The 21,885-nt window shown below is 41.9% G+C and carries 18 protein-coding genes and 1 riboswitch; of the genes, 14 read left to right on the plus strand and 4 right to left on the minus strand.

Features of this window, described 5'->3' with window-relative positions; genetic code table 11:
• Nucleotides 1–15 precede the first annotated feature (15 nt).
• From ACVPPQ_RS05425 to ACVPPQ_RS05475, 11 genes are all read left to right on the plus strand, one after another.
• Nucleotides 16–378 carry an LPXTG cell wall anchor domain-containing protein gene (locus tag ACVPPQ_RS05425; protein ID WP_463496249.1) on the plus strand — a complete coding sequence of 121 codons (363 nt, stop codon included), beginning with the start codon at nucleotides 16–18 and terminating at the stop codon, nucleotides 376–378.
• A 2-nt stretch (nucleotides 379–380) separates the two neighbouring features.
• Nucleotides 381–2,315 (plus strand): WxL domain-containing protein, encoded by a 1,935-nt coding sequence (locus ACVPPQ_RS05430; protein ID WP_463496250.1) that lies wholly within the window; start codon nucleotides 381–383, stop codon nucleotides 2,313–2,315.
• Nucleotides 2,316–2,422: 107 nt separating this feature from the next.
• Nucleotides 2,423–2,809 carry an LPXTG cell wall anchor domain-containing protein gene (locus ACVPPQ_RS05435; RefSeq protein WP_463496252.1) on the plus strand — a complete coding sequence of 129 codons (387 nt, stop codon included), beginning with the start codon at nucleotides 2,423–2,425 and terminating at the stop codon, nucleotides 2,807–2,809.
• Nucleotides 2,799–4,703, plus strand: coding sequence for a WxL domain-containing protein (locus ACVPPQ_RS05440; protein WP_463496254.1), 1,905 nt, complete (start codon nucleotides 2,799–2,801; stop codon nucleotides 4,701–4,703). The genes ACVPPQ_RS05435 and ACVPPQ_RS05440 overlap by 11 nt, the downstream gene beginning before the upstream one ends.
• Before the next feature lie 397 nt (nucleotides 4,704–5,100).
• On the plus strand, nucleotides 5,101–5,691 hold the full coding sequence (locus tag ACVPPQ_RS05445; protein ID WP_463496255.1) for a WxL domain-containing protein: 591 nt from the start codon (nucleotides 5,101–5,103) through the stop codon (nucleotides 5,689–5,691).
• 105 nt (nucleotides 5,692–5,796) lie between these two features.
• Nucleotides 5,797–7,950 carry an L-type lectin-domain containing protein gene (locus tag ACVPPQ_RS05450; protein ID WP_463496257.1) on the plus strand — a complete coding sequence of 718 codons (2,154 nt, stop codon included), beginning with the start codon at nucleotides 5,797–5,799 and terminating at the stop codon, nucleotides 7,948–7,950.
• Between the two features lie 16 nt (nucleotides 7,951–7,966).
• Nucleotides 7,967–9,013, plus strand: coding sequence for a WxL protein host-binding domain-containing protein (locus ACVPPQ_RS05455; RefSeq protein WP_463496259.1), 1,047 nt, complete (start codon nucleotides 7,967–7,969; stop codon nucleotides 9,011–9,013).
• A gap of 149 nt (nucleotides 9,014–9,162) precedes the next feature.
• Nucleotides 9,163–10,077, plus strand: coding sequence for an FAD:protein FMN transferase (locus tag ACVPPQ_RS05460; protein WP_463496261.1), 915 nt, complete (start codon nucleotides 9,163–9,165; stop codon nucleotides 10,075–10,077).
• Nucleotides 10,078–10,167: 90 nt separating this feature from the next.
• Nucleotides 10,168–10,776: an NADPH-dependent FMN reductase gene (locus ACVPPQ_RS05465; RefSeq protein ID WP_463496263.1), complete on the plus strand. Its 609-nt coding sequence runs from the start codon at nucleotides 10,168–10,170 to the stop codon at nucleotides 10,774–10,776.
• A 19-nt stretch (nucleotides 10,777–10,795) separates the two neighbouring features.
• On the plus strand, nucleotides 10,796–12,022 hold the full coding sequence (locus ACVPPQ_RS05470; protein ID WP_463496264.1) for an NAD(P)H-dependent oxidoreductase: 1,227 nt from the start codon (nucleotides 10,796–10,798) through the stop codon (nucleotides 12,020–12,022).
• Between the two features lie 42 nt (nucleotides 12,023–12,064).
• Nucleotides 12,065–12,242, plus strand: a riboswitch (Lysine riboswitch).
• Nucleotides 12,243–12,363: 121 nt separating this feature from the next.
• Nucleotides 12,364–13,788, plus strand: coding sequence for an amino acid permease (locus ACVPPQ_RS05475; RefSeq protein WP_463496265.1), 1,425 nt, complete (start codon nucleotides 12,364–12,366; stop codon nucleotides 13,786–13,788).
• Nucleotides 13,789–13,823: 35 nt separating this feature from the next.
• On the opposite strand, the gene ACVPPQ_RS05480 is transcribed toward ACVPPQ_RS05475, so the two are convergent.
• From ACVPPQ_RS05480 to ACVPPQ_RS05495, 4 genes are all read right to left on the minus strand, one after another.
• On the minus strand, nucleotides 13,824–13,973 hold the full coding sequence (locus ACVPPQ_RS05480) for a hypothetical protein (RefSeq protein ID WP_463496267.1): 150 nt from the start codon (nucleotides 13,971–13,973) through the stop codon (nucleotides 13,824–13,826).
• 103 nt (nucleotides 13,974–14,076) lie between these two features.
• Entirely contained in the window at nucleotides 14,077–14,202 is a 126-nt protein-coding gene (locus ACVPPQ_RS05485) for a hypothetical protein (protein WP_463496268.1), read from the minus strand.
• Between the two features lie 274 nt (nucleotides 14,203–14,476).
• Nucleotides 14,477–15,349: a fructokinase ScrK gene (gene scrK, locus ACVPPQ_RS05490; protein WP_463496270.1), complete on the minus strand. Its 873-nt coding sequence runs from the start codon at nucleotides 15,347–15,349 to the stop codon at nucleotides 14,477–14,479.
• An 86-nt stretch (nucleotides 15,350–15,435) separates the two neighbouring features.
• Entirely contained in the window at nucleotides 15,436–16,836 is a 1,401-nt protein-coding gene (locus ACVPPQ_RS05495) for a polysaccharide deacetylase family protein (protein ID WP_463496271.1), read from the minus strand.
• Between the two features lie 931 nt (nucleotides 16,837–17,767).
• On the opposite strand from ACVPPQ_RS05495, the gene ACVPPQ_RS05500 reads away from it, so the two are divergent.
• The 3 genes from ACVPPQ_RS05500 (at nucleotide 17,768) to ACVPPQ_RS05510 (ending at nucleotide 21,748) form a co-directional block, all read left to right on the plus strand.
• Complete coding sequence (locus ACVPPQ_RS05500) at nucleotides 17,768–18,382, plus strand: WxL domain-containing protein (RefSeq protein ID WP_463496273.1); 615 nt, start codon at nucleotides 17,768–17,770, stop codon at nucleotides 18,380–18,382.
• Nucleotides 18,383–18,448: 66 nt separating this feature from the next.
• Nucleotides 18,449–19,477 carry a DUF916 and DUF3324 domain-containing protein gene (locus ACVPPQ_RS05505; RefSeq protein WP_463496275.1) on the plus strand — a complete coding sequence of 343 codons (1,029 nt, stop codon included), beginning with the start codon at nucleotides 18,449–18,451 and terminating at the stop codon, nucleotides 19,475–19,477.
• A 21-nt stretch (nucleotides 19,478–19,498) separates the two neighbouring features.
• Nucleotides 19,499–21,748: a hypothetical protein gene (locus ACVPPQ_RS05510; protein WP_463496277.1), complete on the plus strand. Its 2,250-nt coding sequence runs from the start codon at nucleotides 19,499–19,501 to the stop codon at nucleotides 21,746–21,748.
• The last annotated feature ends 137 nt before the right edge of the window (nucleotides 21,749–21,885 follow it).

A 21,885-nucleotide genomic window follows, 5' to 3' on the forward strand; every position in this document is an offset into this window, starting at 1 on the left:
GAGGTGTAGGAGATCATGACGCATACGATTACAAAGTCGTTTATCGCATTTTTGGCGATATTCCTTGGGACTTTTTTACTATTGAATAGTCAATCAACACAGGCTGCCAGTAGTACTGCCGGATTTGTTATTAACGTCGATCGTCCAGCCCCAGGTGACGGCAATGGAAACGGTTCTGGTAATGGCGGTGGCGTTGAACAACCGCACATTCCGGGTAACGGTCAAGAAATCCATTATCAAGCGGATGGCAATAATCCAGGAAAATTACCACAAACTGGGGTTTTACAAAGTTCAATTCTAGTTTTAGTCGGGATGAGCTTAATCCTGATGGTTATTATTTGGCGCCAAACACGCCGTGAAACTGAGGAGGAGGGGTAATGATGAAGACTAAGCAAGTAATCTACTTAGGGCTCGCTATTTTGTTAAGTAGTGCTAGTCTCACTAATCTTCCAACTCAAGTTAGTGCAGCAGAAAGTAGCGCTAGCTCAAGCGTTTCAAGTAGTGAAGTGAGTCAAAGTTCAGATTCAAAAGAGAGTGCAACTTCAACGTCAGAAAGCTCTAAAAGTGAAAGTAGCCAATCGGTGATGCTATCGGGTTCAAGTGCTAGCAATGAGAAGAGTACCTCCGAGCAAGCTAGCCAGTCTACGCAAGATAAAGAGACCGCGCAAAATCAATCAGTATTAATGGCGGCCCCGAAAGCTGAAATTGCGCCACCTGGTAAAGGTGATGGTGTTGGGACACCTGGTTGGGGTGGCTTATGGATTGTCTTCACTTTAATAAATGGTTTTCTAGATCAACCGCAAAGTGAACAATATGTGGTGGCCGGCGATCCTGCTAATCAACCAGATTTCTACGTCAAGATAGCTCATGGGATATCTTTATTGGATAAAAATATTTTTGTTACGAAATGGACCTATGATGAAACTAAGGCAAAGTGGACTAAGGAAGCTGTGACAAAAAGGGCACCTGCAGTTGATTGGACAGGAAATCAGGTTAACGAATTAAATTATTTTCCAACGGAAGATAAAGTCGGAACCTATTATTATCAGTTTTCTTTCTTTACTGGCTTGCCAGTTGTGGGGACTACCCATTATTCTAAATTAGCGAAGGTCGTAGTTGCCGATAAACCTGCACCAGCGACAGCCCTATCGATTAATGCTAAACCGGTAGTATTCCCAAATGTTAGTTATGCAACGTCTGCAACAATAACACCAAATAATTCAACAGATATTGTTAAATGGAACACTACTGACAAATTAACATTCTCGCCAGATAAAGGTCGGGAAACCCATATCTTAGCTGATATTTTGTATGCCGGGATGAAAGATAATGATACCCCAGTTCAGGGGAATCGAATGGTCAATACAAGTACGACAGTTCCTGGATTCCCAACTAGAATCAATGCAACTGCCGGGACGATATCCGCCGATAAACCAGCTGATATCGTTGTAGGCGGTTTAGCTGCTAAGAAGGCAGCTAGCAATGCTGGATCGACTTGGGAAGTAGCGGGGCTTGCAGATCTTGCACAAACATTGGGTTCTGATGCTACTACGAAATGGCAATATGATTGGCAGTTCTTCGATGGGGATGGCAATAAAATTGTAACGCCAACGACTGCACAGGGTGTGAAAAATACAAGCAAATCAATCACTGATATCACTACCTTGAATAGTGCTGAAAATATTTTAACATTTGATAAAACGAGCTCGTTTATGCAAGATGCTGCTAAGGCAAATCAATCGGGTAAACCATACCGAGCACAGATTAAATTTACAACAACCGCTACTGACACTGGAGATACAAAAGCAGCAAAAGATAATAAAGTTGTGATTTTTTCTAACCTTGCTGAATTACAATCGGTGGGCGGCAAGCTTTCATTAGATGCTGTGCCAGATTTTAACTTTGGTCAGCTAAAGTCTTCTCAGATTTACGCTGGGACAGACGAAACGACAGCCCCAACTGCTGAGGGTGACTTAACGGTTACTGATACACGAGTACCAGCAAGTGGTGTGACTAACGATTGGACGTTAAAAGCAACTGCGACTGATTTCACATCAGGTAGTAAGACTTTAAATCCAGTAACGTTACGCTTATCGAACATCTTAGGTGCGAGCGCAACAGATACCAAAGATTTAACGACAAGTAAAAGTGTAATTAGTACGAAAGCAACCGCAAGTACGGATACTTCAAAAGTAAAAGCAAGTCTACTGATGAACCCTAATCCGAAGATTCAATTAACAGATGGCGACGCTTTTGGAAGTACGATTACGTGGGATTTAACAACCACGCAACCAGCTGCATTAGCGGCAAAATAACGATTTGAAAAAGCACAATCGAGACTGAGTGATTGGTCAACGTTGTGTTTTTTCTAAAATAACTAGTTGACCTACTTAAGTGGGTAGAAAAAGAGATGTAGGAGATCATGACGCATACGATTACAAAGTCGTTTATCGCATTTTTGGCGATATTCCTTGGGACTTTTTTACTATTGAATAGTCAATCAACACAGGCTGCCAGTAGTACTGCCGGATTTGTTATTAACGTCGATCGTCCAGCCCCAGGTGATGGTGGTGGTGACGGCAATGGAAACGGTTCTGGCAATGGCGGTGGGGTTGACCAACCGCATATTCCGGATAACGGACAAGAAATTCATTATGAAGCGGCTAGCAGTAACCCAGAAAAATTACCACAAACTGGTGTTTTGCAAAGTTCGATTCTAGTTTTAATCGGGATGAGCTTGATTCTGATAGTTATTATTGGACGCCAAACGCGTCGCGAAACTGAGAAGGAGGGTAACGATGAAGGCTAAGCAAGTAATCTACTTAGGGCTCGCTATTTTATTAAGTAGTGCTAGTCTCACTAATCTTCCAACTCAAGTTAGTGCAGCAGAAAGTAGTAGTAATAGTTCAAGTGTTTCAAGCAGTGAGGTCAGTCAAAGTTCAGAATCAGCAGCAAGTTCCGAAACGACCAGTTCAAGCAGTGAAAGTAGCCAATCGGTGATGTTGTCGAGCAGTAGTCAAGCAGCAACAAGTACGAGCAGTGAAAAAAGTGTGTCGAAAGTGCAGAATCAATCAACAATTAAAGCGGTGACACCGCGGGAAGATCCACCAGCACCAACAGAGACTGAGGGCGTCCAGAAAGCCGATTGGAATGGGATGTTTTTCTTTATTCCGATTATTACGGGATTTCAAGTGCAACCGCAAGCTGAACAATATGTTGTGGCTAATGCATCAGATCATACTGGGGTAGCAGATTTATCTTTTAAAGCTTCATTTGTTGCTTCTCCATTAGGTGCAAAGGTTAATTTGGATCAAACTGTGTGGTCATGGGGTGGTACAAGTTGGTCGAGAAAAATTACAAATTATGATTCAGCATCATATTGGATGAACGGTAACCCACATGTTGATAATACGGTAACACTACCGTTAGGAACGTTTTATATTCAATATGATGGTGGCTTTAATGGCTGGCTAATAGGGAAAGATCATAAGATATCTAAATTGGTTAAGGTCGTCGTTGTTGATGCGCCGGTTGATGCTAGAACGATTATACCTAAAGTTCCTAATGTCCTATTTGAAAATATCGATTATGATGGGACAGCGACAACCAATCCAGTTAGTGCAACAGGCAAAATCAATTGGACCGGGGATGCCGCAGGGCTTGCTTGGAACCAACAGACAGGTCGTAATGTAAACTTTAGCTTTGATGCTCAAAATGCGACTGTTAATACAAGCACAATTAATGCTGGACTCCCTGTGAATTTTACATCAACTATCACCAATACCGGCGACACTCCAGGGGATGTTAGCGGTTCGACTAGTGCGCTTACAGGTGGACTAGTGGCAAAGGAAATGGCTTCGGATGCTGGCGGAACATGGCATTTAGATACTGACGGCTTAGCGTCGCTAGAAACGGCTATTAATCCGTCTGGTACAGGAGTCACTTGGAAGTATCAATGGCAATATAGTACGGATGCTGGTAAGAATTTTGATGATATAAAGGCGAGCAATGGCGATGGGGTCACGAATTTTGCAGGGGGTTCTATTACGACTGCTAATGACCTTGGAGCGGCAAATGCTTTAACTTTTAGTAAAACAAGTGGTTTTATTAATAAAGCAGCGGAAGCTACTGCTGCTGGTACCAATTATGTATTGCGTGAAGTCTTAACGGCGCATGTTACCGATCCAAGTGGTGGCGGTAAAGACCAGACAATCACAATTAACTCTAATGCAGCAAGTTTGAAAGTAACAGCTACTACGGGTGCGCTTTCCTTAGATGCCGTGCCAGATTTTAACTTCGGCCAATTGACGGCTTCTAAGCTATATAATGGGACGCTAGATGTCGCCACTGCACCAACTGCTGAAGATGATTTAACCGTGAGTGATACACGAGCAGTTGCTTCTGATGACTGGACTTTAACGGCGAAAGCCTCTAAGTTCACATCGGGTGCTAAAGAATTAAATCCAGTTACTTTACAGTTATCGAATATCTTAGGAACCTATGGATCGAAAGATTTAACGGAGGCTGAAAGTACAATTGCGACTGAGCCGTCGGATTTACCGGAGCATTTGACATCCTCTGTCAAAGCAAGTCTATTGATGAATCCTAATCCGACAATTCAATTAGCGGATGGTGAGGCTTTCAGTAGTACGATTACTTGGAATTTAATTTCAACACAACCGCCTGCAAAAGCAGCGACTTAGTTTTTTTAAAAGTATGATTTCGGCTAATTAAACTAGTCCGAAATCACACTTTTTTTAAATTAATTAATGGTTACATTATATACAATTAATAATGGTTTTGTATATTTAGAATTAACGGCATTAAATTGTTTACAACCGTTTAAAAAGATGATATATTATTGGAATTGGTGCTGTAAATAAATATTTGCACGGATGATGGCTAGCGTTGTCTCCCAAGGGATTGTGGAGATTAATGGCTGGCCATTAACCGGCTAAATAAATTGTGAGCAAATAAATTTGCAACAATGGGTTAATCATGTTACACTCACCATGAAAAGGTATCCATCTGAACCTTTTTAGGGGCGTTACTAGTGGGATTAATTAAGCCGAATGGCTATTAAAGAATAGGGGTAATGATATGAAGAAGACAACCGTATTATTAAGCACATTATTAATGACAGCAGGCATGGTCGCAACAGTCGGCCAAGCATATGCAGCAACGACACCTGAAGCAAAAACATCTGTAACCACTGCTGAATTAACAGGGGGCACAATTAGTTTAGTATCGGTACCTAACTTAGACTTTGGAACAACTGCCGTACCAACGAGTTTAGAAACTATGAATTTAACGAATACAGATCCTAAAGATAGCACAGTAACTGTTTCTGATTCTCGTGGGACTGGTGCAGGGTATACAGTTGATGTTGCGATGAGTCAACAATTTACGAGCGCTGAATCACACGAATTAACGGGTTCAACTTTAGCAATGAATAACGATTACGGTACAAGTTCTGATAGTGGTAGTGAAGTTAAGATTGATAAAGGTGGTCATGCAGATTTAAGTGGCAAGGGATCAACTGATAAGATTATCAATGCTGCTACGGATGAAGGCTTAGGAACTTGGAACTATCAAATTACACGGACTGGTTTGAGAGTGTTGCCTGGGATGTACGCTGGTGCTTATACTGGTGAATTAACATGGACATTAACGGCTACAGAAAAAGCCTAATCGATCCAGATTTAGTAATAGCTCAGCGATGAGCTGTTACCTCAGCTAACTTAGTTTAAGTTGGTTGAGGTAACAGTTGATCTGAACATGAAAGGGGTAGGGATAATGCGAAATCTACGGCGTGTTCAAGGGTTAGTATTATTGCTAGCCTTTTTTGGTACCTTGATGACGATGGGGAATGTTGAGGCTGCAGGTAGTGTGACATTGCCACCCCATATCACGAATTTAGCGAATCTATTTGCTGCTCCACCAGTTGGTTCGAATAGTCAGCCGACAGACAGTGAAGGTGTGACGGTGATTACCAAGGATTTAGCGAATCAATCGGGTGTGATTTGGTCGAAACCGGCGAATAAAATGGATTTGACTAAGAATTTTAAAGCCGAGATGTTATTAAACTTCGGTAATAAAGGCAGTAATGCCGCCGATGGGATGGCCTTTGTGATGCACAATGATGCTCGCGGAACTAATACCATCCAAACCGGCGGGAATGGGCAACAGCTCGGTGTTTGGGGAAGTACAACTAAAGTTGATGTTAGTGCAGCAATTCAGAATAGTTTGGCAATTGAATTTGACACGAATCATAATGAAAATTGGGATACTAGATCGGGTATATTAGGTAGTATTAATTTGGATGCTCAGCATATTGCGTGGAATTATCCTGCTAAATCTGACTCCTATAAAAATTTTGGTTCTTGGTTATTTCCTAAAATTCGATTAATCCATATGAACGACCAGTCTTTCCCGGGATCGGATAATAAATGGTACGCGTTTACGGTTGAATGGACGGCCAGTACCCGTAAGTTGAAGTATACATTTGAAGGAAATTCACCGGTTGAAATTACGGTGCCAGCGGATGCGTTTGGCGCGGGGACAACCAGTGTTTACTGGGGGTTTACCGCTAAAACGGGTGATAGTTCTGAAGAAAATAAAGTGGCGTTTGCTAGTGTTTCGAATGTCCCCAAAACGTCGCAGAATTACCAAATCTACCATCAGAATGCAGATGGTAGTCAAGGCGCAGTGGTGACCCAAACGAATCCAGCCAAACCTAACGAGAAGTTATTAGGGATAGTGACGGCGAATAATATTAGTACTGATAGTCAAATGGTATGGTCAGACGTGGCGTTACGTTATAACGAAGGGACGACTGATGATCGCGGTATTCGCTACTTGGCGAAAACTGGATTGACGATTAATGACCAAAATATCAGTACAAATGGGGTTTCAACGGGATTGTTCACGACCTCTAAGTGGGATACGGATGGCAATCCGATTGCTAATCCGGCTAAGGCCGTTGATACCAATATTTTTGAGCCTAAAGATAGCGCCGGGTTCGGTCTAGGCGTTAATACGGGGAACATCGCGCCTGGTGGGCAGTCGGTGATTAAAATGCAATTAACGGCGATGGATCCGACCGATACTAACGGTAAAACGAATATGGGCCAACAAGCAACTGCTTGGCTAGCTAACGGTACGGTGGGACAGAAGAGCACCTTCATGACCTATGTCACCAGTATTCCAACGATGACGTTAAATGGTCAGTTCTTGGATACGTCGGCCAAAAATCCAGCAATTGTTGAGAAGGACAAGGCGTTTAATCTTACCGGCAATTGGGAACAATCTTCCAAAACTGGTGCGATTGACGCCGATGCGAAAGGGACGTTGCACTATTCGATTGATGACGGTGCTGAACAGACAGTTGCACTGGATTCGACGGGTGGTGCAATGGCAGCTCCAATTTCGACGGCCGGTCTGACGATGAATCAACCACATAAGATTACTGCTTACATGACGAATGCGGGTTATAACGAGAAATCAAATATTAAGACGGCTTATTTCCAGATTAAAGGTGGCGAATTAAAGTTTGCTAAGGTTAATCCCACCGTCGCTTTTAACCCAGTTCAAGTTGGTAAGACAGTCACGGCACAACGCGCAACGACTGATTGGGCACCGACCGTCGCTGATTCACGAGGCCGAGATAGTCAGTGGACTCTTTCGGCGAGTACCACGGGATTAACCCGAACAACCGATGGTAAAAAGTTAGCGGGTCGCATGATGTATGTTGACGGTCAGAAGCAAACACCGTTGACCAGCACACCAATCATGATTGCCAGTAAAACGACGACGACTGATAATGAAGAACTAACCGCGGTCAATTGGGCGGCTGATCAAGGTATTTTGTTGAATGTGAATGCTGACGCCTATGTTGGCGATTACACGGGCACGGTTGATTGGACGCTAGCGTCCGTACCGGAACCTTAATGAGAGAGTGATAATAATGAAGCAATTTAAAAAATTATGGTTAGTCGGTTTAAGTCTATTGGCTTTGCCATTGATGATGTTAGTGGCGCAACCGCACAGTGTGCAAGCCGAAAAAGTGAATTATTCGGTAACGCCAGTTTATCCAGCAAATCAAACTGATCCAAACTTAGGTTATTACGATTTGAAGGTTAAACCGGGTCAGAAGCAAACCGTTAGCATCGTTGTTCAAAATACGGGGAGCAAAGCTGCAAAAATCGATGTGACGCCAACAACGGCGACCACTAATAATAGTGGTCTCATTGATTATCGGCCAAGTGAGGCTAAGAAAGACAAGACATTGAAGTATGCCTTTAGTGATTTGATGTCGGCGAGCCAACGGGTGACGATTCCGGCAAATAGTAGTCAAACGGTGACCTTCACGTTACAATCGCCCAAAGCGGCTTTTACGGGTAAGATTTCCGGTGGTTTTTATGTTACTGAAGTGGCTGAAGATTCAGTGACTAAGTCGATTTCTGACAAGGGGGCCACTTTAACCAATCAGTATGCTTACGTGGTGGGAGTTATCTTACGGCAAGAGGGTCAACCAGCCGTTAAACCCAATCTACGCTTACAGACAGTTAAACCGGGCTTAGTTAATTCGCACACGGCGATTCTTGCTAACTTGCAAAACACCCGCGCTGAATCACTCGGCGAAATGGACGTGAAAGCTGAAATTCGTAAAGTAGGTCAATCAAAGGTTCTTTATCAAAATCACAAAACAGACTTACAGATGGCGCCCAACTCGAATTTTAATTACGGCATTGATTTAAAGAATAAACCGTTAAAAGCGGGACGTTATCAACTTAAAATGACGATTAAAGGGAACAAGGGCAGCTGGGTTCTGACCAAGGAATTCACAATTACCCGTCAACAAGCGAATAAGTACAATGATAAAGCGGTCGAATTACCAAAGATGAATTGGTGGCCATACATCATTATCGGCTTACTAGCAGTAATCATCTTGTTCTTAATCTGGTTACTATGGAAACGTCGTAAAAATGATGAAGATGAACCAACGGAATAATGCTTAATATAGAAGGAAGTCGATCACGAGCTATGTGATTGGCTTTTTTTATGGGAAGTATCTGGCTCATTTAGGGGGTAATTGAGCCAGATACTGGATGAGATGACCTAGATAATATGTTAAACTAATCACAATTAAGGAGTGGTCAAATGCTTGAAACGAGTCAGGTCTATTTAATGGGAACGGTGATCGATATTCAAATTGAAGCCGACCAACCGGCACCAATTATTGCGCTAGTTGAACGACGATTAGCGGAATATGAACACCGTTTTAGCGCCAATGATGACACTTCCGAACTGATGGCGGTTAATTTAGCCGCTGGGCAACAAGCAGTGACGGTCGCACCAGAACTCTACCAATTAATCAAACTAGGGCAACAACATAGTTTGGCTGCGAATGGCAATTTAAACATCACCATCGGTCCGTTAGTTCAGACTTGGCGGATTGGTTTTGATGATGCGCGGGTCCCTAGTGCGGCCGAAATTAAGGCGGTCATGCAGTTAGTTGATCCGCGTCAGATTGAACTGAACGATGATACCCACCAAGTCCGCTTGCCTAAAGCGGGGATGGCGATTGATTTAGGCGCGTTGGCGAAAGGTTATATCGCCGATTTAATCATGGTCGAACTCAAGACTTTGCCGGTTCAATCGGCCTTAATCAATCTCGGCGGTAATATCGTAGTTTATGGGCCGAATCAACGCCAATCTGATGGCAACTGGCGGATTGGGATTCAAGATCCGCGTGAACCCCGCGACGTCTATTTGGACGTGGTGCTGGTGCAGAATCAATCGGTCGTCACGTCAGGGATCTATGAACGCCATTTAGAACGCAACGGTCAGACTTATCATCACATCTTCGACCGTCAGACCGGTTATCCGATTCAAAGCGATCTATTGAGTTTGACGATTATCAGTGATTTATCAGTCACCGGTGAAATTTGGACGACCCGTTTATTTGGCTTACCCGACGCTGAAATTCTAGTCCAGATTAACGCGACGCCGGGAATTGAAGGTATTCTTGTGACAGCGACGGGCACGATTATGAAGTCGAACGGCTTAGTTTAAAATAATTGATTTTGTAAATGAAATTGATTATCATTAAGAAGGTATATTTGTTTATTTAATCACATACTCTTCGGAAAGAAGTTGATATAGATGAAACAGTTCATCGGAATTGTGGGTAGTAATTCACGTCAATCGACGAATAGGGCGCTATTGCAATTTATGCAACAGCGCTTTGAATCGGAAGCGGCGATTGAAATCATTGATTTGAATCAGATTCCGTTATTCGATAAACCAAGCGATTTTCAAGTGCCGGCAGCCGTGACTGAGATTGCGGCTAAAATCACCGCAGCGGACGGTGTGATTATCAGCACACCAGAGTACGATCATTCAGTCCCAGCCGTCTTAACGAGTTTGTTAGCGTGGTTATCATATAAGATTTATCCGTTGCTCGATAAACCGGTGATGATTATCGGGGCGTCGTATGGTGGTTTGGGTTCATCGCGGGCGCAAAGTCATTTACGTCAGATTTTGGATGCACCCGAGATTAAAGCGCGGGTGATGCCTAGTTCTGAATTCTTATTGGGCAACTCATTAGCCGCGTTTGATGAACACGGTCAATTGAAATCTGCGGATCAAGTTCAGAAGCTCGATGGTTTATTGGCCGATTTTCTCGTGTTTGTTGGGATTACCGAACAACTTAATCATGCGCATGAGATGGCTCAAAAAGAAGCGGCCCATTTTTCGTGGGAGAATCTATAGATAGAACGGAGTGTTTCAGATGAAGTTAGTTGGAATTGTTGGTTCGAATGCTGAACAATCTTATAATCGGTTATTGTTGAAATATATCGCCACCCATTTTGCAGAAATCGTCGACGTTGAAGTACTTGAGATTCGCGATGTGCCGATGTTTAGTCAAGACGATGACCAAAGTGCCAATCCGGCGATTCAATATTTAAATCGTAAGATTATGGCTGCGGATGGGGTCATCATTGCCACGCCGGAACATAATCATACGATTCCCGCCAGTTTGAAAAATACGTTGGAATGGTTGTCGTATCAACTGCACCCACTTGATGGTAAACCAGTGATGATTGTCGGCGCATCGTATTACGATCAAGGTTCATCGCGGGCGCAATTGCATTTACGTCAAGTGCTAGATGCACCAGGGGTCAACGCGGTCGTGATGCCGGGCAATGAATTCTTGCTAGGGACGGTTAAAGAAGCGTTCGACGATGCCCATAATTTGAAAGACGCGGACACGGTCGCCTTTTTGCAAACCTGTCTGGGTAAATTCCTACAGTTCGTTAAAGTCACACAGACGATGAATCAGCCGCAACCAGAAGAACTGCCAACTGAAGATTTAACGGCGAGTGGTTCAATTGACACGACCATCGAAGGCATCGATAAAGAAGCTGAAGATTGGGTCGAACAAGCGGCCGCCAAAGTCGGTGCGATTTCGGGTAATCAATACGTGCAACTTGACCGCGGGATATTAACCGTCGATCAACTCAATGCACTATTGGCATCATTGCCAATGGAAATTACCTATGCTGACAGCAATAATCAATCGCTCTACTATAATTTAAACCGCCAACCATCGGATGAAATGTTCGCACCACGCCAACCCGGTCAAGCCGGTAATCCGTTGGCGAAATGTCATCCGAAGGCTGCCCAAAAACACGTTGAATGGGTGATTCAACAATTGCGGGCTGGCAAACAAGATGTTGTCCGGATGCACGTCCCTAAGCACGGTGATGACCAATTCGTTGTGCATAACTATCAAGCGTTGCATGCGACGGATGGCCAATATATGGGGATTAATGAATACATCCTTGATTTCAAACCAATTGTTGATTGGTACCTAGCACAAACGGGGCAAACTTTAGCGGGCGGTCAAGTTGACGCGGTTTCAAGCGCTTCGAAAACCCAATCAGCACCAGCTGCATCCGAAAAGCCGACGATGCCAGTAGTGGATGCGGTTTCGAGTGCTTCAAAAAAATCATAAAGGTGATTGACGAATTTAGTGAAGTTCGTTATACTAATGGCTAACAAGATAAGAGGTCGCAAAAACCAAGAGTAAGTCTTTTCAGTTGATTAAGCAACGATGAGGAAGAGTGAAAGGGGAATTTGCCGAAATGTCGGTTTGCTTAATGAAATTGATGTTGGGACTTGGTTGAATAAATCAAGAACTGTCGTAACAATTTGTTGCGGGGCGCTATCAACGGTTGAAATGAGACGTAGAGTCTTTTTGTCGTTTTTAGCAGACAAGAGGACTCTTTTTGTTTGCTGATTAGGACAGTGTTGGTGCGATTTTCTTGAAATAATTAAGAAAAGAGCGGAAGTAGTATGGCACAAAATGGAATGAAACGTGAGCTTAAGACTCGTCATTTGTCGATGATTGCCTTAGGCGGGAGTATTGGGACGGGTTTATTCGTCACAAGTGGTTCAGCGATTGCAAAGGCGGGTCCCGGCGGTGCGCTGTTGGCGTATTGCGGGATTGGGATTATGGTCTTCTTCTTGATGACCAGTTTAGGAGAAATGGCGACGTATTTACCCGTTTCGGGGTCGTTTTCAACTTATGCAACGCGCTTTGTTGATCCAGCGCTCGGTTTTGCGTTGGGCTGGAATTATTGGTTTAATTGGGCGATTACCCTAGCGGTTGATGTCAGTACCGCCGCAATTGTCATGCAGTTCTGGTTGCCGGATATTCCCGGTTGGATTTTTAGCTCGGTCGCGCTATTCTTAATTTTCTTAATCAATTTGATTAGTGTGAAATCATTTGGTGAAACCGAATATTGGTTTGCTTTGATTAAAGTCGTGACGGTCTTCATTTTCTTGGCGATCGGGTTATTAACAATTTTTGGGATTATGGGTGGTCATCGGACCGGTTTAAGTAATTTCACTTACCGTAAAGCACCTTTTGTTGGTGGCATGCCAATGATTCTGAGTGTCTTCGTTGTCGCTGGCTTCTCGTTCCAAGGCACCGAATTAATTGGGATTACGGCTGGTGAATCTAAGACGCCTGAAAAGAGTATTCCGAAGGCGATTAAACAAGTTTTCTGGCGGATTTTATTATTCTACATCCTATCAATTTTCGTGATTGCTTGTTTAATTCCTTACGACAGTCATTCATTATTGGGCGCTAGCGAAAGTAATATTGCCGTTAGTCCGTTTACCTTAGTTTTCAAACGTGCTGGTTTAGCGTCGGCTGCCAGTATTATGAACGCCGTGATTTTAACGTCCGTTTTATCAGCCGCTAATTCAGGGATGTACGCTTCGACGCGGATGTTATGGGCAATGGCTGAACAAGGTTTTGCTTCTAAAATTTTCGCTAAGACTAACAACCGTGGGATTCCGATTGCTGCGCTAATTGGGACAACGATTGTTGGCGCATTAACGTTTGTCACGAGTATTTTTGGCGATCGAATTTATTTATTCTTAGTCGCTGCCAGTGGTCTAACCGGTTTTATTGCGTGGCTCGGGATTGCCGTGTCACATTATCGTTTCCGGCGCGCTTTCAAAGCGCAAGGTCACGATGTTAGCGAGTTGAAATATCACGCCCGTTTGTTCCCGTTTGGCCCAATCTTTGCGTTGTTCTTATGTGTGTTGGTGATTATCGGCCAAGACATCCAAGCTTTCAAGAACTTCGATTGGACCGCCATCGGTGTCAGCTATATGAGTATTCCGTTATTCATCGTCTTATTTACTTATTACAAAATTAAACACAAAACAAAGTTGATTCCACTAGAAGAAGTGGACCTAACAAAATAGAGCGCGAGTTCTCACGGTAGTTTCTGAGCATTAGCCTAGTCTGTCGAATAAAGGCCGGGTTTAGGGCTTTGTTTGACAGACGTCGCTAAGCACAGGAAACTGTGAGAACGAGCGCGTTTCAAAAATAAGAGCGCGACTTGAGCGATTAAACCTTGAGCATCTTCTAAAAATTCTTTTTCATCCATTATCATTAATTCCATGTTATACTAAAACCATGCAAAAGAGGCAAGGTGTCGTCCAACACCTCGCCTCACGTAGTCGCATTGCAAAATGGTGATCAGCCGCTAATTAGCGGCTTTTTTTATTGCGATCAATTAAATCTTGGATCTGTTTCCAGATGACCAAGATTAATTTGATCGCAGCTAGAATCTGTAAAAACAGACTCATGAACGATTCTCCTTTTGTTTTTTGCAAGACGCTCACCTCCTAGAGTCAATATTTGATTGACAGAGTCTGGCGTTTTGCAGTAACGGCTACATATTCAATTACGCTTTTGGGGTTAAATTTTCTCAATTTCTAAAATATTTTTTGTTTTTAATCGCGTTCTAGCACTCATCAATCTCCGTCCAATTCAAAATGAACCACCATCTCAGTTCGGATGATGGTTCATCTAGTTCGGGACTCGATTAGACACTGCAGTAAAAAGACCGGCACTTTCCTAGATTAGGAGAGTACCGGTCTTTTGGGGTTATGCTTGTAATTCTTTTAAGCCTAATGCAAAATTACCGAGGGTTGCTGAACCGTTGTTGGCAATTGCGGGGCGGGTAATGTATTGATCAAGTGGTGGTAATTCGACGTAGCCATTTAATTGCTCAGTCACGGATTGACGAATTTTATTTAATAAGACGTCATTAATCACACTGCCACCGAAGACGATTTTAGCCGGACGCACGATTAAAGTTGCCTGAATTACGGCTTGCGCTAAATAGTAAGCTAGAATATCCCAAACTGGGTCGGTCAACGGCACTGTTTCGCCTTTTTTCCCGAGACGGGCTTCAAAAGTGGGACCGGCAACCAAGCCTTCTAAACAATCAGCATGGTAAGGACAGATTCCCTTGAAATCAAGGTCGTCTGGATGGCGTTTAACGAAAGTGTGACCCATTTCTGGATGACCAATGCCACCTAAGAAGTGATCGTCAATGACGGCACCAGCACCGACACCAGTGCCGACGGTATAGTAGGCGAGGGAATGAATTTTTTCATTCGCTAAAGTGGACATCACGTATTCACCGTAAGCCGAACCGTTAACGTCGGTCGTCCAAGTTGTTGGAACGTCGAAAGCGGCTTTAATTTGACCTAATAAATCGGTATTATGCCAGTTAGGTTTCGGCGTGGTGGTGATGTATCCGTATAATGGATTATTTTTACGAATTTCGATGGGGCCAAATGAAGCAATTCCCATTGCATCTAATTCGAATTGTTTGAAATACGCGATGACGGCTTTGATAGTTTCGTCAGGGGTTGTGGTCGGAATGCTGACCTGATCTTGAACTTGATAATTCTCATTTCCGACGGCGCACACAAATTTAGTGCCACCTGCTTCAATACTGCCAATTAACACGATAAATCCTCCTTGGATGTAAACGGTTTTTGAAAACGCTTATCCTGATTATACCGCGAGTTGAGCTGACTGCCTAGTCCTGATTTTTATTTTAAAGTACGAAGATCGCCGACTTTGAAAATTTGTTGTTGGGGTGTTAATTGTTGGTTGAATAATGCGTCAACCGTGGTGAAATGATAACCTTTAGCTTTGAGTTGTTTAATCAGTCCGGGGAGCGCTTGATTAGTGACGTCTGTCGTGTGCAATAAGACGACATCGCCGCCACTAACGCCTTTAATAACATTACTCGTAATCGTTGCGGCATCAATGGTTGTTGACCAATCTTGTGAATCGACACTCCATTCAATGAATGGCAGGTGCGTGACTTGGGCTAAACTCGCATTAGCGGTATCTAGTGGTAACCGTTGATAAGCGGGAAGTTGGCCAGTTACTTGATAGAAGGCCTGATTAGTTTTCGTGACGTTGGTTTGCCAATCGGCGGTGGTCATTGTAGCGGGGTTGTCGTCACTAGCGTAGGTTTGCGTGCCAACGCCTTGATGAGCTGCCACCAATGCTTTTAGAACGTCAGGATGGTCTTTGGCACCCGCCCCAGTTGTTAAGAAGGTTGCTGGCACATCATTATCCGTTAATGTTTCTAAAATCGCGTTGGTCACTTTGGGTTTTAAGGTTGTATTGAACGTTAAAGCGATGGCTTTCTTGCGGCCTTTGACGGCAGTTGACTGATGGTCAGAGGGAACATAATCGGGCTTTAAATAAGGACCAACTGTTTCAATGGGTAAATCAATTTTATTAATCTTTAATGGATTATCTTTGAAATATAAGGCGAGACCGTCAGTTGTGTAGTTGAATTGACTGTCTAGTGTCAGGGACTGTAATTTTTGAACATCAGTCCAAGTATATTGATGATTTTTGATTAACTGTGCGACCGCTAATTGTTGTAAGGTGGTCTTGGTGGTACTATTTTTTGCGAGTGCCTGGAAGGTGACCGGTTTGGTCTGATTCGTTAAGTTATAAATTTGTTCAGCACCATCTAAGTGGTCTAATTTTTGATAGACTGTTTTAAAGCCCTTAGTTGTTTCGCCATAAGCGGCGGCCGATAATTTAAACGCGTATGTATCATCTTGAATATTCGTGCTTTGGTAAGTCACATAGAGGGTGAGTCGTTTAATGCTAGGTGATTGTTGTTTCATCTGTTGATAAAGCCGATCCCCCAAAACTTTTGCTTCATCCAGTAAGTCAATCGGTTGATTCTGAATATTTTTTGGAACAAAATAATAAATATTAGCTTGTGGCTCGGTTTGTAAATAAGTTTTAAAAGCCGCGTATTGATTGGTGGCATCCGTATGATAGACTTGCAGCGTACTTTGTTGTTGTTGTTTTAAAGTTGTGGATTGCATTTTTTGACTGAAATACCGATTTTCAAAATAAAATAATGGTATTGCGATAATTACGAGTGCTAATAAAGTTATTTTTTGCCAAGTCCGCATGAAATTTCCCCCAAGATATTAGATAGTTTAAGTATACTGAATCTAGCGGTTAGATTAAAGCCTGAACATGACTTAACTGTTGTCGAGATTGACAGTGGTTAATATTTGGTAAGTAAATTATCGCTTTTTTTGAAAAGTTGCAGATGAAACTATCAGATAATAGCGCGAAATAAAATTGTACGCATGATAATAGAGGGGCTAACAACTTCTGGATGTGATGATTAAACACGAGCAAAGATTGAGTAAAGACTGGTATCACACGTTGAATACAAATCTATGTTGATTAGAGCACTATTCCAAATTAGAAAATGAACAAAAGTAATCAATTTGACAGTAATTGCTATTAATACAATGTCGTATTCAGGATGTTCACTTTTTTAAATATTAAAATGAAAATAATGAATGTCATTTATTAAATTTCGAAAGATAATCGAAATAAATATTTTTAATAATTGATGTTGATGTACCAGTATTTTCTTAATTGTTAATTATTTTTCGTATTAAGTAATGCGAGTTGCGTCGTTATTTCCGGAAATACAATCGTTTAAAATGAGGATTTTCAATATGGAAATAATGAATTTTTTTTTAATAAAGTGAGGATTAATTTAAAAAAATCTATATCTGCAGGTAAAATAGATGAATTTAATATGCATAATAATTAATTTATTTACTAGTGAAGGGTTTTACTTAGCGCGGTAAGCGATTTTCGATTGGTAATTAATTGAATGCCATTCATCGGGTGAAGTGATTATGGAGAATAGTTATATTGATAATTGAATCATTGGAATTTAAATACAACTGGCATAAATGATAAACAAAGTGAACTAATTGTCTTTTTCAGAAAACTAGGCTAAAATTATCACAATCGGGCAGGTTTATAGCGATAATGGTATAGACCTCGCTAACTATTTAATTTGGGGAGATATCCATCATGCAATTAACAAAAATGACGTTACTAGCAACAACAGTCCTAGCTGCAACGGTATTGGGCAACACGGTTATCGCACATGCAGATGACACAACGGATGGTAAAACGACGACAAGGGCCAATTTTACGGTTAATCCTGGGACGTTAAGTTTAGTTAGTGTTCCAACGGAAATTAATTTTGAATCCGCGACTTTGGATCAATTGTTAGCAACAAAAACACCATCGTTAGCAATGGACGCCAAAACGTCTGTTAATCCAACCATCGTTGTCCAAGATTACCGTGGAACCGGTTCGGAATGGAATCTAAAGGCTAATGTGTCTAGTTTTAAGAATGGTTCAAGCACGGTTGAAGGAACGATGACACTAGCTGGTACGGCCGACTTGGCGAATACAGATGCCGTTTCAACATTCAATGGTGGAACAATCGGCAGTGGTGATTCGTTAGTTTGGAGTGCCAAAGAGGCTAATACTAACGGGATTGATCAGGCTACCGCGACTTTGGGTTCTGGTACTCAGTTAGATTTAACGAATAAAGAAGGTTTGCAAAACGGTACGTATAAAGGCACTATGACGTGGACGTTAGCAAATGATCAATCAAGTACAGTAAGCCAAGGTTAAAATGACGGCAATAAAAGGGTTGGCAAAAGTGCCGGCCCTTTTTTAGATGACTAATAAGGAGCATAAATGCGTAATCAACGACAATTCAAATTAATATTAAGCAGTTTACTTTTTTTCATGATGCTATTTGGTGGCGTTCAAACCGTTCGAGCTGCGGGAACGGGTTTTACAGTGAAGGCTAATTTACCGAGCAATCAATATAATCAAGCCGTTAGTTATTTTGACGTTTTAATGGCGCCGGGGGCTAAACAAACTTTCACAGTGACCGTTAAGAATTTAGAGAATCAATCGAAGACCATCAAGGCCGAGGCCAATACGGGGTATACGACCGATGATGGTCAAGAAAGTATAAATCGACATGACTTAGGCGTGCTATCAACCGCGCCGTATCAATTCAGTCAAATTTTTGGTGATGTACAAAGGATAACTTTAAAACCCAATGAAACGAAGCAAGTCACTTTTACGGCGCAAATGCCAGCGAAGGCTTATTCAGGAATTCTAGAAGGCGCCTTTTATTTCGAAGATTTAGCAGCTGGTCAGGCGCAAGCAACGAATCAATCCGGATTCAGTATTAAGAATAAATTTGCAATGGGTATCGGCGTAATTCTCCGTGAAAGCGCGACGGTGCATGCTCAACCTAAATTACAGTTACAAAAAATCAAATTAAGTCAGAACAATCAATCCAATCCAGCTATTCTGGCACAATTGATAAATGATCAACCGGCAACAGTTGGTCAATTAACGATTGATTCGACGGTTACGAAAAAAGGGCAACCGAATAAAGTGCTTTTCCGCCAAAAACAAACGAATCGCAGTATGGCGGCCAATTCTCATTTTAATTATCAAATTCCGGTTGGCGATCAATGGTTAAATCCGGGTCAGTACCGAGTTCATTTAGTCGCTAGTAACAGTCAATATCGTTGGACGTTTAATCAAAATTTCACGATTAGCTTAAAACAAGCAACTCAAATCAATCGGCATAATCAACGGTTTAATTGGTTCTGGTGGTTGTTATTAGCAATCGTCATCGTCGTATTATTATTAGGTTTAACTTACTATTTAGGGACTAGAAAACGCGTCAAGAAAGAACGCTAGAATAATCCGAGGGGGAGAAAGATGCGAGTCGCACAGTTTAATAGATGGTTAATGGCTTGTTTGCTCGCAACGACGTTTCTTTGTTTAAACGGTCGTACTGTTGTTGTACAAGCTAGTGATTATGACGATAGTTTACCGATTCCAGTCACTAAAGACGGCCAAGATAATTATCCGCTGGGTGTTGCCTCGTATTACGGGGTGTTCGCGGGAGGGAATTTGACGGTTGGGGGTAGTACACATCAACTAGAAGGTCGGTTTGCCAGTCGCTCGCTAGATGTCCCTAATTATTTTGGAACAACAACAGATGAATATTTTAAGGTAACTAAAAATCGTCCGGTAATTGTAACGAATAAATTGTCGGATAATGCTTTAAAATTTGCGAATTCTTCTCGTCAATTTGGACAATCAAATCAGATTATTGCGAACAATGTTAACATGGCAATTAAGGATAATACACTAGGTGACCTGTATCCAGATAAAGGCGCAATAACGACAATTCTTAGTAACCGGACTTCTAAAGAATTAGTTTCAGATACACCTAGCTTTCAGGATAATGCAACTAAATTAACGGGAACTATCAATAATAATGGTGATGAGTCCTCATATTTTTCAGCTGCGGTGGAACAATTAAAGAAAATTAGTCGTTTCTATGCAAGTTTTACATCTGTGGAAAAACCAATTAGTTATAGCCAAGATACTGTTGATTCAGTAACGGTCGATGATGGGATTGGTGCTGATCCAGTGATAAATATTAATTTAAATGCGGGTTACACTAAAAATTACGCGAATAATCCGCCATTGGTGTTTGTGAATTTATCTGGAAAGCCAAATAATTTAACGATTAAAATTAATGGTCAGGATACGACAAGCGAAGATGTGGGCGAAGGAAATTCAGTATATAAGTATAGCCCATATATAATTCTGAATTGGACAAAGGGTGTTGAGTTTACGGATAACCATTCGAGTAAATTTCAAATTATTATTAAGGATTTACAGAACAACGTACTCACGAACGCAAAAGATGGTCAAAATAAAATCAATAAATTAGTCTCTGGTCATATTTTGAATAACTTTCCGAATCAAACTGAAAAATTTAGTTTTAAAGGTCAAGATAATAATTACTTTTTTTCAGGAACAATTCTAACGCCAAATGCATCTTCATTCACGATAGAAAATTTAGGTGATGGTGGGAACTTTTTCGGTAATATTATTACGGGTAGCGATTTAAGTATTCAAAACAACATCACCGCTGAACGTTCGCTTGTTAGTCGGTTTGACGCCGATGGGCTGAGTACCGACACGATTGAGAAGTTGGATCCGAATAACCCGGCTAATTTACCACAACAGTTAGCGTCAATAACGTTAAAGAATGGCAATCGACAGCAAAGGGTTACAGCTAATCAAACTGCCGCGTTTAATTACGATGATGCAGCCAGTCAATTACAGCCGTTGCCGAAATCGGGAATTCAGGCAACGGTCAACATCACGAATCCGGCTGATCAATATCATTTATTCTATCGAGTAATCACGAATGGAAACAAAGGAAAATGGCGTCAATATCAAGCCAATCTGAGTGGTGATTCGGTGACGATTCCAGATTTAGAAAGCGTGTTGTCTAAGGATACTGATTACCAAAAGATAGCGCAAAAAAGCGGGCAGCTTGCTGATTCGACTAATATGATGGGCTATCAAATGCAACGTCAGAATCAAATTGAATTTGGCGTTGCATCGACCGCTGTCACCACAGCTGATTTGGATGCGATGGGGAGCCAATTGAGTAGTCAATTGACCTTTAACTTGGCCATGCAAGGGAGCCTACAAGTGTCGGTGCCTAATTCATTAGATTTTGGGACAGAACAACTCGGACAAACTGGTCATAGCGATGTCAAAATGTTGTTGAATACGATTAGCTTAAAACAATTAAAAGTAGCCAATCATGGAACGGCACAACAACCAGAAATAGCGGTTTATAATCCATTACAAGCGCAGTACCAATTACATTTAGGTCGATTGATGACAGGTGGTTCACCGTTTGATTTACCGAATAATTTATTGTATCAATTGAGTGGTGAAACGAGCGGTTACGCACCTATGGTCGATCCAAATAGTCAGAGTCCGATTGGGGTTATGGCGGATGCTGGGATTGGTGGTAATCGTTCTGTTCCGGCTATTGTTAGCACACAACGATATTTGTATTTTAGATTGCCGTTCAGCAATCACTATTCAGTGGGCGCCTATACCGCTGATTTCAATTGGCGATTATCAATATAACTATTATTATTTACTAATATATAACATTTAAAAAACCGAATCGATGGTGAAGATAGTCGATTCGGTTTTTTTGTGCAATTAATAAAAAATCCGGAAACTCAACAATAGCAATATCTGATAATTGATTTTATGAAATT

The sequence above is a fragment of the Latilactobacillus parafuchuensis genome (assembly GCF_055271665.1).

Bases quoted from the DNA above. Each gene is read 5' to 3' on its own strand.
- ACVPPQ_RS05425 (WP_463496249.1), top strand. From the start codon at position 16: ATGACGCATACGATTACAAAGTCGTTTATCGCATTTTTGGCGATATTC.
- ACVPPQ_RS05430 (WP_463496250.1), top strand. From the start codon at position 381: ATGAAGACTAAGCAAGTAATCTACTTAGGGCTCGCTATTTTGTTAAGT.
- ACVPPQ_RS05435 (WP_463496252.1), top strand. From the start codon at position 2,423: ATGACGCATACGATTACAAAGTCGTTTATCGCATTTTTGGCGATATTC.
- ACVPPQ_RS05440 (WP_463496254.1), top strand. From the start codon at position 2,799: ATGAAGGCTAAGCAAGTAATCTACTTAGGGCTCGCTATTTTATTAAGT.
- ACVPPQ_RS05445 (WP_463496255.1), top strand. From the start codon at position 5,101: ATGAAGAAGACAACCGTATTATTAAGCACATTATTAATGACAGCAGGC.
- ACVPPQ_RS05450 (WP_463496257.1), top strand. From the start codon at position 5,797: ATGCGAAATCTACGGCGTGTTCAAGGGTTAGTATTATTGCTAGCCTTT.
- ACVPPQ_RS05455 (WP_463496259.1), top strand. From the start codon at position 7,967: ATGAAGCAATTTAAAAAATTATGGTTAGTCGGTTTAAGTCTATTGGCT.
- ACVPPQ_RS05460 (WP_463496261.1), top strand. From the start codon at position 9,163: ATGCTTGAAACGAGTCAGGTCTATTTAATGGGAACGGTGATCGATATT.
- ACVPPQ_RS05465 (WP_463496263.1), top strand. From the start codon at position 10,168: ATGAAACAGTTCATCGGAATTGTGGGTAGTAATTCACGTCAATCGACG.
- ACVPPQ_RS05470 (WP_463496264.1), top strand. From the start codon at position 10,796: ATGAAGTTAGTTGGAATTGTTGGTTCGAATGCTGAACAATCTTATAAT.
- ACVPPQ_RS05475 (WP_463496265.1), top strand. From the start codon at position 12,364: ATGGCACAAAATGGAATGAAACGTGAGCTTAAGACTCGTCATTTGTCG.
- ACVPPQ_RS05480 (WP_463496267.1), bottom strand. From the start codon at position 13,973: ATGGATGAAAAAGAATTTTTAGAAGATGCTCAAGGTTTAATCGCTCAA.
- ACVPPQ_RS05495 (WP_463496271.1), bottom strand. From the start codon at position 16,836: ATGCGGACTTGGCAAAAAATAACTTTATTAGCACTCGTAATTATCGCA.
- ACVPPQ_RS05500 (WP_463496273.1), top strand. From the start codon at position 17,768: ATGCAATTAACAAAAATGACGTTACTAGCAACAACAGTCCTAGCTGCA.
- ACVPPQ_RS05505 (WP_463496275.1), top strand. From the start codon at position 18,449: ATGCGTAATCAACGACAATTCAAATTAATATTAAGCAGTTTACTTTTT.
- ACVPPQ_RS05510 (WP_463496277.1), top strand. From the start codon at position 19,499: ATGCGAGTCGCACAGTTTAATAGATGGTTAATGGCTTGTTTGCTCGCA.